We start from the raw sequence: 12,710 nt of genomic DNA on the forward strand, positions 1-12,710 counted from the left end.
GACCTCCTCGACCCGGACGTCCCGCTTGCCCTGCCAGGTGACCGCCTTCATCAGAACTGCTCCTTCACGCGTCGCTTGCCGGACGGACCGGGTACCACGGCGGCGGGCGGCCAACCCTGTACCGCTTCCGGAGTACCGGCCGGTCGTCCGGGCGACCGCCGGCGCCAGCGACGCCCGGGCGCTCGACGGGCTGGGTGTGGCCCTGCTGGCCGCCAACGTCCTGCCTCTGCTGGCCCTGCGGCGGGTCCCGCTGCTGGTGCTGGCCTGCTTCAGCGTCGCCTATCCGGCCTGGGCGTCGCTGGAGTACCCGACCCACCTGCTCCGGTCGCTCCCCACCCTGGCCGCCATGTTCGCCGGCGGTCGACGTCCTCCAGGGCGGCTGGTGGACCGGGGCCTGGGACGCCACCGGCCTGGCCGTGCAGGTGGGGGTGCTGGTGGCCGCCACCGCGGTCGCCCTGTGGCGGGTAGGGGACGCGTGAGGCGCCACATCGTGACCATGCCCACCGTATCGCCGCCCGCTCCAGCAGCGGCCGCTTATGGGCCCTTGACCGGGGTAGCCCTAGCATGGGCCTCCCGGGCGCAAAGGAAGGGACCGATGGCATCGCTGACCAAGCGCATCATGAAGTTCGTGCAGAGCCCCCAGGGCCGGCAGGTGATCGAGCGGGCCAAGGTGGAGGCGAGCAAGCCGGAGAACCGCCGCAAGATCGAGCAGCTGCGCCGGCGCTACCTCGACAAGCGCCGCTAGCCCACCATCGCGCCCTGGGCGCGGAGGTGGTCCTTGACCTTGGAGACGAGGTCGGCGGGGTCGAACGGCTTGGTGACCCAGTCGTCGGCGCCGGCGTCCAGGGCCATCGCCCGGTCGGCCTCCAGGGACTTGGCGGTCAGCATGATCACCGGCACCGGGCTGTCGGGCCGCTGGTTGCGCAGGCGGGAGCAGACCTCGTAGCCGTCCATGCAGGGCATCATCGTGTCCAGCAGGATCAGGCTGGGCCGCACGTCGAGGGCCTTGTCGAGGGCGTCCTGGCCGTCGCGGGCCACGACCACGTCGAAGCCCTCCAGGCGCAGGTTGAGGGCGACGAAGCGGACGATGTCCACGTCGTCGTCGGCGATCAGGACGAGGTTGGCCATACAACCCCAGGCGTCCGACCCGTCCCTACCGATACGGGTCAGTTGTGAGGACCCGGTCGAGCTGCCGCCGGAACCGCGACGACGGCTCGACCCCGGCACCCAGTTCGCGGACCCGCTCGACCAGCCGCCGGTCCGAGGTCACCACCAGGTAGCGGCCCGGTTCCGGGTGGCCGGCGACCAGGTCGACGATCTCGTGGTCGGCGGCGTTGCGGCCCCGCCGTGAGGCGAACGCGACCTCGACCCCGCCGTGCCGCCCCGGGGCGACGTCCGGCGGCCGCCGGTCGAACACGACCGTGACCTCGTCCCCGGTCAAGGCGGCGAACCTCCCCAGCTCCCCGATCAGCCGCCGCACGGCCCCGTCCCGGTCGTTCCACCACCGGTCGGGCCGCGACCCGATCACGTTCATCCCGTCGACCAGCCACACCGGCCGCCGGCCTGTGTCGTCCGGCACCTCGGCCCCGTGTCCGAGGTCACTGCCCAACTCGTCCGACATGTTGTTGGCTTGCTCCCATGTACGAAGACTACGGCGCCCGGGTCGACGGCCGTTCGGTCGAGCTCAGCCTGTTCCTCCCCGACAACACCGTCGATCCTAGCCAGTACGAGGCGACGGCGGTCCCCGTATCCACAGCCTCCAGGTCGCCGGCACCTTCCAGAACGGCACGGTCCGCTGGTGCGGCGACCCCTGCGCCCGGTACATCATCGGGCCGGACGAGAACGCCGGGTTCATGGTCGGCGGGCCGCGGACGGCGGTGGAGCCCATCGGCACCCGCCGGTCAGCGCATCAACTCCGACTGGGGCCGCATCTACCACCAGGCCGCCTGACGAAAGGAGCCGCCCGATGGATGAGAACTTCTCCTACTGCTCGCTGCCGCCGGTGCCGCCGCGGGAGTTCCCGGCGGGGACGGACCCGGCGCGGGTCGAGGCGATCGTGGTCAACGAGTCGAAGTGGGTGAACCACACCGTCCTGCACTACTACTTCTTCGACCGGGAGACCGACGGCGAGCACGTGTTCGGGTCCGACGGCACCAGGCACTGGCGGCCATGGACCACCGACAAGGCCCACCAGGACGTGGTCCGCGGCGCCTTCGACCAGTGGAAGGCCCAGCACATCGGGCTGGAGTTCGTGGAGGTCACCTCGCGGGACGAGGCCGAGATCCGGATCGGGTTCATGCAGGGGGACGGCTCCTGGTCCTACCTGGGCCGCCAGATCCTCGACCGGGGCGTCAACGAGCGGACCATGAACTTCGGCTGGGACCTGCTGCGGACGCCCCGGGAGGCCGACACCGCCCTGCACGAGATCGGCCACACCCTGGGGCTGCCGCACGAGCACCAGAACCCCAACGCCGGGATCGTCTGGGACGAGGAGAAGGTCTACGCCGAGCTGGGCGGCCCGCCCAACAACTGGACGCGGGAGAAGACCCAGTGGAACATCCTGCGCAAGATCGAGCCGGACACCGTGCAGGGGTCCAACTGGGACTCCGACTCGATCATGCACTACCCGTTCCAGGCCGGGCTGATCCTGCAGCCGGAGCGCTACCGGACCGAGCCGCTGCGCCCGGCCGGCGGGCTGTCGGCCCGCGACCTCGCCTGGGTGCGGGCCTTCTACCCGGCCGACGACGACACCGACCTCCCCGAGCTGCTCCCCTTCCAGTCCCGTGAGCTGGCCATCCTGCCCGGCGCGCAGCGGGACTTCGTCATCCGGCCGACCGCCACCCGCCAGTACACGCTGCAGACCTTCGGGGCCTCGGACACCGTCATGGTGCTGTTCGAGCGGGCCGACGGGCAGCTGCGCTACCAGGCCGGCGACGACGACAGCGGCGAGGACCGCAACGCCACCCTCCAGCTCAAGCTCTTCCAGGGCCGCGAGTACGTCCTCCGGGTCCGCCTCTACTTCAGCCAGGCCTCGGGGGAGACTGCTGTCATGCTGTGGTGAGACGACCGCTCGTGACGGGGTGATCCGCCTGGACGGCGACGAGCTGGAGCGGCAGGCGAAAACGGCCTACCTCGGCGGCCGGATCTCGGACGCCATGCTGGCCCTGCAACGGGCCCAGCAGTTCCACGCCCGCCAGGGCGACCACCGGCGGGCCGCGCGCTCCGCCTTCTGGCTGGGGTTCCTGCTGCTCGGGCGGGGCGAGCTGGCCCAGGGCAGCGGCTGGCTGGCCAGGGCCCGGCGGCTGCTCGAGCACGAGCCGCCCGACTGCCCCGAGCAGGGCTACCTGCTGCTCCCGGCGACCCTGGAGCTGCTCGAGACCGGCAACCCCGCCGCCGCCCGGGCGACGGCGGCCCGGGCCGCCGGGATCGGCCGCCAGGCCGGCGAGGCCGACCTGGTCGGGCTGGCCCTGTTCCTCCAGGGGGCGGCCGCGGTGACCGGCGGCGACGTCGCCGAGGGCCTGGCCCTGCTCGACGAGGCCATGGTCGCGGTCGTCGCCGGCGAGCTGTCGCCCGAGGTGACGGGCTGGGTCTACTGCGGCGTCATCGACGTCTGCCAGGAGGTCTCCGAGCTGCGCCGGGCCCGCGAGTGGACCGGGGCGCTGGCCGCCTGGTGCGACAGCCGGCCCGACATGGTGACCTTCACCGGCCAGTGCCTGGTCCACCGGGCCGAGATCCTGCGGCTGGGCGGGGCCTGGGCGGAGGCGGTGGAGGCGGCCCGCCGGGCCGCCGAGCGGCTGGCCGAGGCCGACGACGAGCAGGCCATCGGCGCCGCCGCCTACCAGCGGGCCGAGGTCCACCGGGTCCTTGGCGAGCTGGACGCGGCCGCGGACGCCTACCAGCTGGCCAGCCGGTGGGGCCACGAGCCCCAGCCCGGGCTGGCCCTGCTCCGACTGGCCCAGGGCCGGAACGGGGCGGCCGAGGCGGCGATCCGCCGCCTGCTGGGCGAGACCGGCGACCGGCTGCACCGCTCCCGGCTGCTCCCGGCGGCCACCGAGATCCTGCTCGCGGCCGGCGACACCGGGGCGGCCGCCGACGCCGCCGCCGAGCTGGCCGGGATCGCCGGCGACTACGGGACGCCGGCCCTGCTGGCGGCCGCCGGGCACGCCCGGGGGGCGGTGCTGCTGGCCACCGGCGACGCCGAGGCCGCCGTGGCCACCCTGCGGGGTGCCTGGCGGGCCTGGCGCGACCTGGGGGTCCCGTACGAGGCGGCGCGGGTCCGGGTGCTGGTCGGCCTGGCCTGCCGGGCCCTCGGCGACACCGACGCCGCCGCCATGGAGCTCGACGCCGCCCGGACCGTGCTGGCCGGGCTGGGCGCCGTCCCCGACCTGGACCGGCTCGACCGGCTGGCCGGGGCCGCCGGCCCGGACGCGTCCCCCGGGGCCGGCGGATTGACCGGACGCGAGCTGGAGGTGCTGCGGCTGGTGGCCGCGGGCAAGACCAACCACGCCATCGCCTCCGCCCTGCACCTGGCCGACAAGACGGTCCACCGCCACGTCAGCAACATCTACAGCAAGCTGGGCGTCTCCTCCCGGGCCGCCGCCACCGCCTACGCCTACGAGCACGACCTGGTCCGCTGACGGGGAGAAGTACCCATGGCAGCGCGGTCCGGGTCGAGGGCTTCTCCCGATGCCGCCCCTGGGTCCCCGCCCTAGGCTCGGGCCAACCCCACGAGGAGGCGGCGATGCGCAGCCACGGCATGGACCCGGAGCGGTTCGAGACGGTGATCGTCGGCGGCGGCCAGGCCGGGCTGGCCACCGGCTGGCACCTGGCCAGGCGGGGCCGGCCGTTCGTGATCCTGGACGCGGGCGAGCGGGTCGGCGACCAGTGGCGCCGGCGCTGGGACTCGCTGCGGCTGTTCACCCCGGCCCGCTACAGCGGCCTGCCCGGCATGGGCTTCCCCGCCCCGGCCTGGCACTACCCGACCAAGGACGAGATGGCCGGCTACCTGGAGGCCTACGCGGCCCGGTTCCAGCTCCCGGTCCGCGGCGGCGTCCGGGTCGACGGGCTCACCCGCCTCGGCCACCGGTTCCTGGTCACCGCCGGCGAGCGCCGCTTCGAGGCGGCCAACGTGGTCGTGGCCTCGGGGGCCTACCACACCCCCCGGGTCCCGTCCTTCGCCGTCGAGCTCGACCCGGCCATCGTGCAGCTCCACTCCAGCGGCTACCGGCACCCGGCCCAGCTCCGCGAGGGCGGCGTCCTGGTCGTCGGCGCGGCCAACTCGGGGGCCGAGATCGCCCTGGAGGCCTCCCGGGCCCATCCGGTGTGGCTGTCCGGCCGGCACCCGGGCAGCGAGCCGACCCGAGCCGGCTCCCGGCTGGACCGGCTGTTCACCCCGCCGTTCTGGTTCGCCATCAACCACGTGCTGAGTGTGGGGACGCCGATCGGCCGCAAGCTCCGCCCCAAGCTGATGGGGGTGGGCACGCCCCTGGCCCGGGTCAAGCCCCGCGACCTCAAGGCCGCCGGGGTCGAGCGGGTGCCCCGCACGGCCGGGGTCCGCGACGGCCTCCCGCTGCTGGAGGACGGGCGGGTCCTGGAGGTGGCCAACGTCGTGTGGGGCACCGGCTTCGGGCACGACTTCTCCTGGATCGACCTGCCGGTGTTCGACGCCGGCGGCGAACCCCGGCACGACCGCGGCGTGGTCGAGGACCAGCCCGGGCTGTACTTCGTGGGCCTGTTCTTCCTCTCGTCGGTCGCCTCGTCCCTGGTCGGCGGGGTCGGCCGCGACGCCGCCCACATCGCCGAACGGATCGCCGCCCGCGTCCCTTGGGAGGAAGGCCTTCCGGCGGCCCGCTAAGGTGGCAACGAGCACCCGTCCAGGAGGGCTCGTTGCACGAGAGCGAATCGCTGCTGCTGGCGTTGATGGTCGCCGTGGCCGGGCTGAGCGTCCTGGCCCGGGTGGTCGGCGTGCCCTACCCGATCCTGCTCGTCCTCGGCGGCCTGGTGCTCGGGTTCGTGCCCGGCATGCCGCTCGTCGAGCTGCCGCCCGAGCTGGTCCTGGTGGTGTTCCTGCCGCCGCTGCTGTACTGGGCCGGCTTCTTCTCCTCGCCCCGCGACCTGCGGGCCGAGGCCCGGCCGATCTCGCTGGCCGCGGTCGGGCTGGTCCTGGCGACCATGGTCGCGGTGGCCGCGGCCGCCCACGCGCTGGTCGACGGGATGAGCTGGCCGGCGGCGTTCGCGCTGGGGGCGATCGTCTCGCCGACCGACCCGCTGGCCGCCACCGCCATCGGCCGCCGCCTGGGCGTGCCCCGTCGGCTCATCACCGTGCTCGAGGGTGAGAGCCTGGTCAACGACGCCACCGCCCTGGTCGCCTACCGGATGGCGGTGGCCGCCGCGGTCAGCGGGAGCTTCGTCGCCTGGCAGGCCGGGCTGCGGTTCGTGGTCGGGGTGGCCGGCGGGGTGGTCATCGGGCTGCTGGTCGGCTGGCTGGTGGCCGAGGTGCGGCGCCGGCTCGACGACCCGGTGGTCGAGATCGTGGTCTCGGTGGCCACCGGCTACGCCGCCTACCTGCCGGCCGACCAGCTCGGCGTGTCCGGGGTCCTGGCCGCCGTGACCGCCGGCATCTACGTCGGCTGGCGGGCCCCGGAGCTGGCGTCGGCGTCGACCCGGCTGCTCGGCTTCTCCTTCTGGGAGGTGCTGGTCTACCTGGCCAACGCCGTGCTCTTCATCCTCGTCGGCCTGGAGCTCCAGCCGATCCTTGACGACCTCGACGGCACCGCCGTTGCCGAGCTGGTCGGCCAGGCGGCGCTGGTCAGCGCCGTCGTGATCGCGGTGCGCCTGGGGTGGGTGTTCAGCGTCCCCTACCTGATCCGGCTGGTCGACCGGCGACCGTCCCAGCTCATGCGGCGGGTCGGGGCCAGGGAGCGGCTGGTGATCGGCTGGAGCGGCATGCGGGGGGCGGTGTCGCTGGCCGCGGCGCTCGCCCTGCCCCTGGACTTCCCCCTGCGCAACCTGATCCTGTTCCTGACCTTCGCGGTGATCCTGGCCACCCTGGTCGTCCAGGGGCTGACCCTGCCCGTCCTGATCCGGCGGCTCCACTTCGAGGCCGACGACGCCGAGGAGCGGGAGGAGGTCAAGGCCCGCCTGGTCGCCGCCCAGGCCGCCCTCGACCGGCTCGACGAGCTCGCCGGGGCGGACTGGACCCGCGACGACACGGTCGAGCGGCTGCACGGCCTCTACGAGTTCCGCCGCCGGCGCCTGAAGGCGCGCGGCGGGTACCTGGAGGACGACGGCGCCGAGGACCGCTCGCTCGCCTACCAGCGGCTGCTCCGCGAGCTGCTCGACGCCCAGCGACGGGCCATCGTGCGGCTCCGCAACCAGGGCAAGATCAGCAACGACGTGATGCACCGCATCGAGCGGGAGCTCGACCTGGAGGACACCCGACTGGAGATCTGACCGCGGGAGGTGGCGCCATGCGTCTGACCAAGTTCGGGCACTCGTGCCTGCTGGTGGAGGAGGGCGGCGACCGGGTGCTGCTGGACCCGGGCTCGTTCTCGGACGGGTTCGAGCGGCTGGAGGGGCTGACCGCGATCTGCGTCACCCACCAGCACGCCGACCACCTCGACGCCGGGCGGGTGCGGCAGGTGCTGGACCGCAACCCCGGGGTTCGGGTGGTCAGCGACGAGGGCAGCGCCGGGGCCCTCGGCGGGGCGGGCGCCGACGTCGAGGTCGTCCACGACGGCGACGAGCTCACCCTCGGCCGGCTGGGGCTGCGGGTGGCCGGGCGCGACCACGCCGTCATCCACCCCGACCTCCCGGTCGTGCCCAACGTCGGCTACCTGGTCGGGGGGCGGCTGTTCCACCCGGGCGACGCGCTGACCGAGCCCGGCGAGCCGGTCGAGGTGCTGGCCGCGCCGGCCGGGGCGCCCTGGCTGCTGCTGGCCGACGCCGTCGACTACCTGCGCCGGGTCGGCCCAAGGGTGGCCGTCCCGGTGCACGAGAAGGTGCTGTCGGCGGCCGGCGTCAAGATCCACTACGGCCGGCTGGAGGAGCTCGCCGGGAAGGGCACGACCTTCAGGGTGCTGGACGACGGGAAGCCGGTCGAGCTGTAGGACCTCGAAGTACGTGCGCTGCCGTAGCGAGATCGTACGGCTGCATCGGTTCGTCCACGTCGGTTGCTGCGAGAGTCGACCGGCCCGGCGCCGACGCCGGGCGTACGGCATCTACGCTCAGGGGGAAACGCACTTGCGTCGGAGAACGCTCACCGTCTCGATGGCGCTGGCCGGGGTGCTGCTGCTGGCCGCGCCCGCCCACGCCGCCTTCGAGCGGCCGGTGGCCGTCTGGCAGATGAACGAGGCTGCCGGGGCCCGGACCATGGTCGACAGCAGCGGCAACGGGCACAACGGCACCATCGGGGCCAACGTGCAGGTCGGCGTGGCGCTCTCGGGCGGGGGCACCGGGTACCGGTTCCCCTACAAGCGGCCCAACACCCCGCCGGCCGATCCCGAGCACCTGGTGAGGGTCCCGAACAGCACGGCCCTGAACCCGGGCAGCGGCGACTACGCGGTCGAGTTCCGGATGCGCACCACCCACTCGTTCGGCAACGTGATCCAGAAGGGCCAGGCCGGGGCGCCGGGCGGCTACTGGAAGTTCCAGCAGCCCAGCGGGAAGATCTCCTGCCTGTTCCGGGGCTCGGCCGGGAGCAGCACCGCCTCGGCCGGCTCGACGGTCCGGGTCAACGACGGCAACTGGCACACGGTCCGCTGCGAGCGCACCGCCTCGATGGTGACCATGATCATCGACGGGGTCGTGACCGGCCGGAACCGCAACCGCACCGGCACCATCTCCAACACCCGCCCGGTGACCATCGCCGGCAAGGGCAACTGCGACCAGATCGAGATCACCTGCGACTACTTCTCCGGTGACCTCGACTACGTGCGGATCGAGACGACCTGACCGCGCCCGCGACGGGCAGCCCCGGGGCCTGCACCCGGGGCTGTTCGCCGTCCCGGGCTAGACTGCGGGAAGCCGAACAGGAGGTCGCATGCCCGATCGGGTGGCACAGAGGCGCTGGGGGCTGCGCAGCCTGGCGTTCCTCGGGCTGGCCGCGGGCTCGATCATCCTGTCCAACTGGATGCGGATGACCGGCAACACCGACGTCATCCTGCTCACCTTCATCGGCACCGTGGTCGGCCTGGTCGGCGCCGCCGTCTGCACCGTCAAGGGCTTCCGCGCCTGGGGCGGCAGGCTCCCCCGGGAGGAGCCGCCCGGCCGCCCCGGCGGCCGCCCCGGCGACCGTCCCTAGCCGCCGGGCCCGCTCAGCGCCCCGACGCCGGGTGCGGGTCGCCCGGGCCCGGCTCGACGCAGAACTCGTTCCCCTCGGGGTCCCGCAGCTCGGTGATGGCGGCGTGGCGCTCCACCACCGACGCCCCCAGCCCGACCAGCCGTTCGACCTCCTCGTCCATGCTGGTCAGGGCGCGCAGGTCGAGGTGGACCCGGTTCCCGGCCAGCTTGGGACCGCGCCCGCCCCGGAACCAGATGTTGGGCCCGCCCCAGGCGGCGGCCTCCACGTAGGCGCGCTCCGGGGTGGAGTCCTCGTCCACGTCCGACCCCAGCGCCGCCGCCCAGAACCGCGCCACCACCAGGGCGTCGTCGCAGTCCACGGTCAGGTTCTTGATGAACGCGGGCATCGGTCCTCCTCGGCTGGGGTCAGGTCCGCGGGGGCCGGCGCATGCCCCATGACGTGGGGCCGCCGGGGGCGAGCTGGAGGGCGTCGTGCTCGACCTCGAACCCGAACCGCCCGTAGAAGCGGAGGTTCTCGCGCCGCGCCGTGGTCAGGTAGCAGGCCAGCCCGTCCTGGTCGGCGCGGGCCAGGCCGGGAGCGAGCAGGCGGGTGCCGACCCCGCGGCCCTGGGCGCCGGGGACGATGCCCATGGTCTCCAGGTTCCAGTGGGGGTCGCGTGGGTGCAGGCGGGCCGCGTTGGCGCCAAGGCGCATGAACCGCGGGAAGGCGGCCGGGGCCGCGGCCAGGACCCGGAGCATCGCCGGGGCGGCCCGGAGCTGACGGCCGGCGCTCCAGGGGAAGGCGCCGGGCGGCAGCCACACGGCCACGCCCAGCAGCCGTCCGCCGGTGACCGCGGCGTCGACCCGCCCGGCGGCGAGGGCGTCGCGCACGGTGGCGGTGAAGAACGCCCGCAGCGCCTTCGCCCGCCGGGCCGGGTCGGGGAAGACGTGGGCGAAGGTCGGGTAGCGGCCGTGACTGGCCGCGAACACCGCCCCGACCTCACCCAGCCGGTCCCGGTCGAGGGGGCCGATCTCGAGCGGCACGCTGTCGTCCATGCTGTCCACCTCCCGCCTGGAAATGGGCGGCAACACCGGGCACCGTGGGCGAGACTGTCATCAGAGCACGAACGACACCAGCGGAGGGACGAGCGATGCGGACGGTCGTGGGCCGGCGCGTGCAGGACGTGGACGTCGGCTAGGTCCATGCCCTCGCCGCCCGCCACCGGGCGGCGACCATCGACCTCGGGACCGGCGACGGCCGCTTCGTGCTGGCCGCCGCGGCCGCCGAGCCGGACCGGCTGGTCGTCGGCGTCGACGCCAGCGCGTCCGCCATGGCCGAGGCGTCCCGGCGGGCCGGCCGCCGGCCCGAGCGCGGCGGCCTGCCGAACGCGCTGTTCGTGGTGGCCGCCGCCGAGGCCCTGCCCCCGGAGCTGGACGGCCTGGCCGGCCTGGTGACCGTCCACTTCCCCTGGGGTTCGTTGCTGCGCGGCCTGCTGGCCGCCGACCCGGCGGTCCTGGCCGGCCTGGTCCGGGTCATGTGCCCGGGGGCCACCCTGTCGGTGCTGCTGTCGCTGACCGACCGCGACCACGGCGCCGGGGCCGGCCCGGTCGGCGAGGCGACCCTGGCCGCCCTGGCCGCCCCCTACGGCCGCCACGGGCTGGCCGTGACCAGGGTGCGCCCGGCCACCCCGGCCGACGTGGCCGCCAGCCACTCCACCTGGGGCAGGCGGCTGGGCGCGGGCGCCCGCCGTCCCGCCTGGCTGCTGGAGGCGCGCCTGCCGGCCGCCGTGCCGGAGGCGGCCGGGGTGCCGCCGCGTCAGTGAAGCTCGGCCAGGCGGGCGCCGGCCTGGTCGAGGCGGGAGGCGGCGTCGTCCATGCCGGCCCACGGGTCGGGGGCGTCGAGGCGGTCGGCGATGTCACGAACGGTGTGGCCGCCCGGCTGGAAGCCGTCCAGCTCCGACCAGTCGAGCGGGACCGAGACGGGCGCGCCGGGCCGGGCCCGGACGGCGTAGGGGGCGGCCATGGTCTGGGCGTAGCCGTTGCGGCCGATGTCGAGGTACAGCCGGCCGTGCCGGTTGGCGATGCGGCCCTCGGTGGTGAAGTCGTCCGGGTACCGGTTGGCCAGGGCCTCGGCCACGGCGATGCTGAACACCTTGACGGTGTCGGTGTCGGCTGCCGGGACCAGCGGCACCACCACGTGCAGGCCGCGCGACCCGCTGGACTTGAGGTACGCGGCCAGCCCCAGCTCCTCCAGCAGGCCGCGCAGGGACGACGCCGCCGCCCGCAGGACCCCGAGGTCGTCCGAGGCCGGGTCGAGGTCGAAGACCATCTGGTCCGGGTGGTGGATATCGGGGGTCCGGCTGAGCCAGACGTGCGGGGTGACGCAGCCCTGGTTGGCCAGGTAGGCGAGGTCGTCGGGGTGACGGCAGACCACGTAGGTGACCTGCTCGCGGACGGTGGCCTGGCGGGTGCGGCGGTTGGGGGCGGTGACCCGCTCGATCCAGTCGGGGAAGTGGCGGCCGACCTGCTTCTGGAGGAACCCGCCCTTGCCGATCCCGTCCGGGAACCGCTGCATGGTGACCGGCCGGCCGCTGATCAGGGGGAGCATCCGCGGGGCGACCGTCCGGTAATAGGCGACCAGCTCGCCCTTGGTGATGCCGTCGTCGGGGAACAGCACCTTCTCCGGATGGGTGACCTGGACCCGGTCGCTCAAGGTTGCGGCGCCTTCAGAGGACGACCGTGCTGACGACCAGCGGCCGGCCCTCCCCGGGGGCGGCCGAGGGGGGCAGGAAGCGCAGCTCCAGCACCTCGGTGCCCGGCGGCGGCGCCGGCACGAAGGTGTGGTGGTGGATGCCGATCATGCCGAAGCCCGGGGCGATGGTGTGCCAGTTGACGTAGTCCGTGCCGGCCCGGTCGGACACCTCGCAGCGGCCCAGGACCGCGGGCCGCGGCAGGTCGCCCTGCGGCTCCGGGGTGGCGTAGGCGATGGCGTAGCGCAGGTCGAACCAGTCCGACCAGATCTCCAGCGACAGCAGGACCAGCCGGTCCCCGGACGGCAGCAGGTGCTCGCGGGCCAGCGGCAGCACCTGGCGCAGCCGCGCCCCGGCCGGCGGCTGCCAGGCCGGCGGTCCCCGGTCCGGGGGGAGCGGCTCGGGGTCGGCCCCGGCCGAGTAGACGGAGATCACGGCCTCGCGGAGCTGGAGGAGGCCGGCCCCGAGGTCCTCGAGGGCCCGGGCGGCCACGCCCCCGCCCTCGCCCACCAGGCCGAGCAGGAGGTGCTCGGCGCCCACCCAGCGGTAGCCGAGCCGGCCCGCCTCGGTTGAGGCCAGCACCACGGCAGCCCGGGCCCGATCGGTGAACCGGCTGAGGGCGGGGCCGACGAAACGCTCGTGGGCGGCCTGCTTGCTGACCCCCAGCGCCTGGCCGATCTC

At 74.4% G+C, this 12,710-nt stretch carries 14 protein-coding genes and 1 pseudogene; 9 read left to right on the forward strand and 6 right to left on the reverse strand.

Going from position 1 to position 12,710, the window contains the following annotated elements; genetic code table 11:
* Positions 1–595 precede the first annotated feature (595 nt).
* The gene (locus VF468_31850) at positions 596–745 is read left to right on the forward strand and encodes a hypothetical protein (GenBank protein ID HEX5882878.1); all 150 of its coding nucleotides are present in this window, start codon (positions 596–598) and stop codon (positions 743–745) included.
* On the opposite strand, the gene VF468_31855 is transcribed toward VF468_31850, so the two are convergent.
* Together VF468_31855 and VF468_31860 are read right to left on the reverse strand one after the other, a co-directional pair.
* Positions 742–1,128, reverse strand: coding sequence for a response regulator (locus tag VF468_31855; protein ID HEX5882879.1), 387 nt, complete (start codon positions 1,126–1,128; stop codon positions 742–744). The genes VF468_31850 and VF468_31855 overlap by 4 nt on opposite strands.
* Before the next feature lie 25 nt (positions 1,129–1,153).
* Entirely contained in the window at positions 1,154–1,534 is a 381-nt protein-coding gene (locus VF468_31860) for an NYN domain-containing protein (protein ID HEX5882880.1), read from the reverse strand.
* A 432-nt stretch (positions 1,535–1,966) separates the two neighbouring features.
* Here VF468_31860 and VF468_31865 point away from each other — a divergent pair, with 432 nt between their 5' ends.
* The 7 genes from VF468_31865 (at position 1,967) to VF468_31895 (ending at position 9,301) form a co-directional block, all read left to right on the forward strand.
* Positions 1,967–3,061, forward strand: coding sequence for a M12 family metallopeptidase (locus VF468_31865; GenBank protein HEX5882881.1), 1,095 nt, complete (start codon positions 1,967–1,969; stop codon positions 3,059–3,061).
* A 19-nt stretch (positions 3,062–3,080) separates the two neighbouring features.
* Entirely contained in the window at positions 3,081–4,637 is a 1,557-nt protein-coding gene (locus VF468_31870; protein HEX5882882.1) for a response regulator transcription factor, read from the forward strand.
* A gap of 119 nt (positions 4,638–4,756) precedes the next feature.
* Positions 4,757–5,854, forward strand: a complete 1,098-nt coding sequence (locus VF468_31875) for an NAD(P)/FAD-dependent oxidoreductase (protein HEX5882883.1) — start codon at positions 4,757–4,759, stop codon at positions 5,852–5,854.
* 32 nt (positions 5,855–5,886) lie between these two features.
* Entirely contained in the window at positions 5,887–7,452 is a 1,566-nt protein-coding gene (locus tag VF468_31880; protein HEX5882884.1) for a Na+/H+ antiporter, read from the forward strand.
* Between the two features lie 17 nt (positions 7,453–7,469).
* Positions 7,470–8,108: an MBL fold metallo-hydrolase gene (locus VF468_31885; GenBank protein ID HEX5882885.1), complete on the forward strand. Its 639-nt coding sequence runs from the start codon at positions 7,470–7,472 to the stop codon at positions 8,106–8,108.
* A 133-nt stretch (positions 8,109–8,241) separates the two neighbouring features.
* Entirely contained in the window at positions 8,242–8,952 is a 711-nt protein-coding gene (locus VF468_31890) for a laminin G domain-containing protein (protein ID HEX5882886.1), read from the forward strand.
* An 88-nt stretch (positions 8,953–9,040) separates the two neighbouring features.
* Positions 9,041–9,301, forward strand: coding sequence for a hypothetical protein (locus tag VF468_31895; GenBank protein ID HEX5882887.1), 261 nt, complete (start codon positions 9,041–9,043; stop codon positions 9,299–9,301).
* 13 nt (positions 9,302–9,314) lie between these two features.
* Here the strand turns inward: VF468_31895 and VF468_31900 are convergent, their stop codons facing one another.
* Both VF468_31900 and VF468_31905 read right to left on the reverse strand, forming a co-directional pair.
* The gene (locus VF468_31900; GenBank protein ID HEX5882888.1) at positions 9,315–9,686 is read right to left on the reverse strand and encodes a VOC family protein; all 372 of its coding nucleotides are present in this window, start codon (positions 9,684–9,686) and stop codon (positions 9,315–9,317) included.
* 19 nt (positions 9,687–9,705) lie between these two features.
* Complete coding sequence (locus tag VF468_31905; protein ID HEX5882889.1) at positions 9,706–10,335, reverse strand: GNAT family N-acetyltransferase; 630 nt, start codon at positions 10,333–10,335, stop codon at positions 9,706–9,708.
* A 179-nt stretch (positions 10,336–10,514) separates the two neighbouring features.
* Between VF468_31905 and VF468_31910 the strand changes: the two genes are divergently transcribed.
* Entirely contained in the window at positions 10,515–11,102 is a 588-nt protein-coding gene (locus VF468_31910; GenBank protein HEX5882890.1) for a class I SAM-dependent methyltransferase, read from the forward strand.
* Here the strand turns inward: VF468_31910 and ligD are convergent.
* Both ligD and VF468_31920 read right to left on the reverse strand, forming a co-directional pair.
* Entirely contained in the window at positions 11,096–11,992 is an 897-nt protein-coding gene (gene ligD / locus VF468_31915; protein ID HEX5882891.1) for a non-homologous end-joining DNA ligase, read from the reverse strand. The two genes, VF468_31910 and ligD, sit on opposite strands and share 7 nt — an antisense overlap.
* 469 nt (positions 11,993–12,461) lie before the next feature.
* A pseudogene (locus VF468_31920) lies at positions 12,462–12,695 on the reverse strand (Clp protease N-terminal domain-containing protein).
* Between the last annotated feature and the right edge of the window lie 15 nt (positions 12,696–12,710).

It is taken from the genome of Actinomycetota bacterium (assembly GCA_036280995.1).
Taxonomy (GTDB): domain Bacteria; phylum Actinomycetota; class CALGFH01; order CALGFH01; family CALGFH01; genus CALGFH01.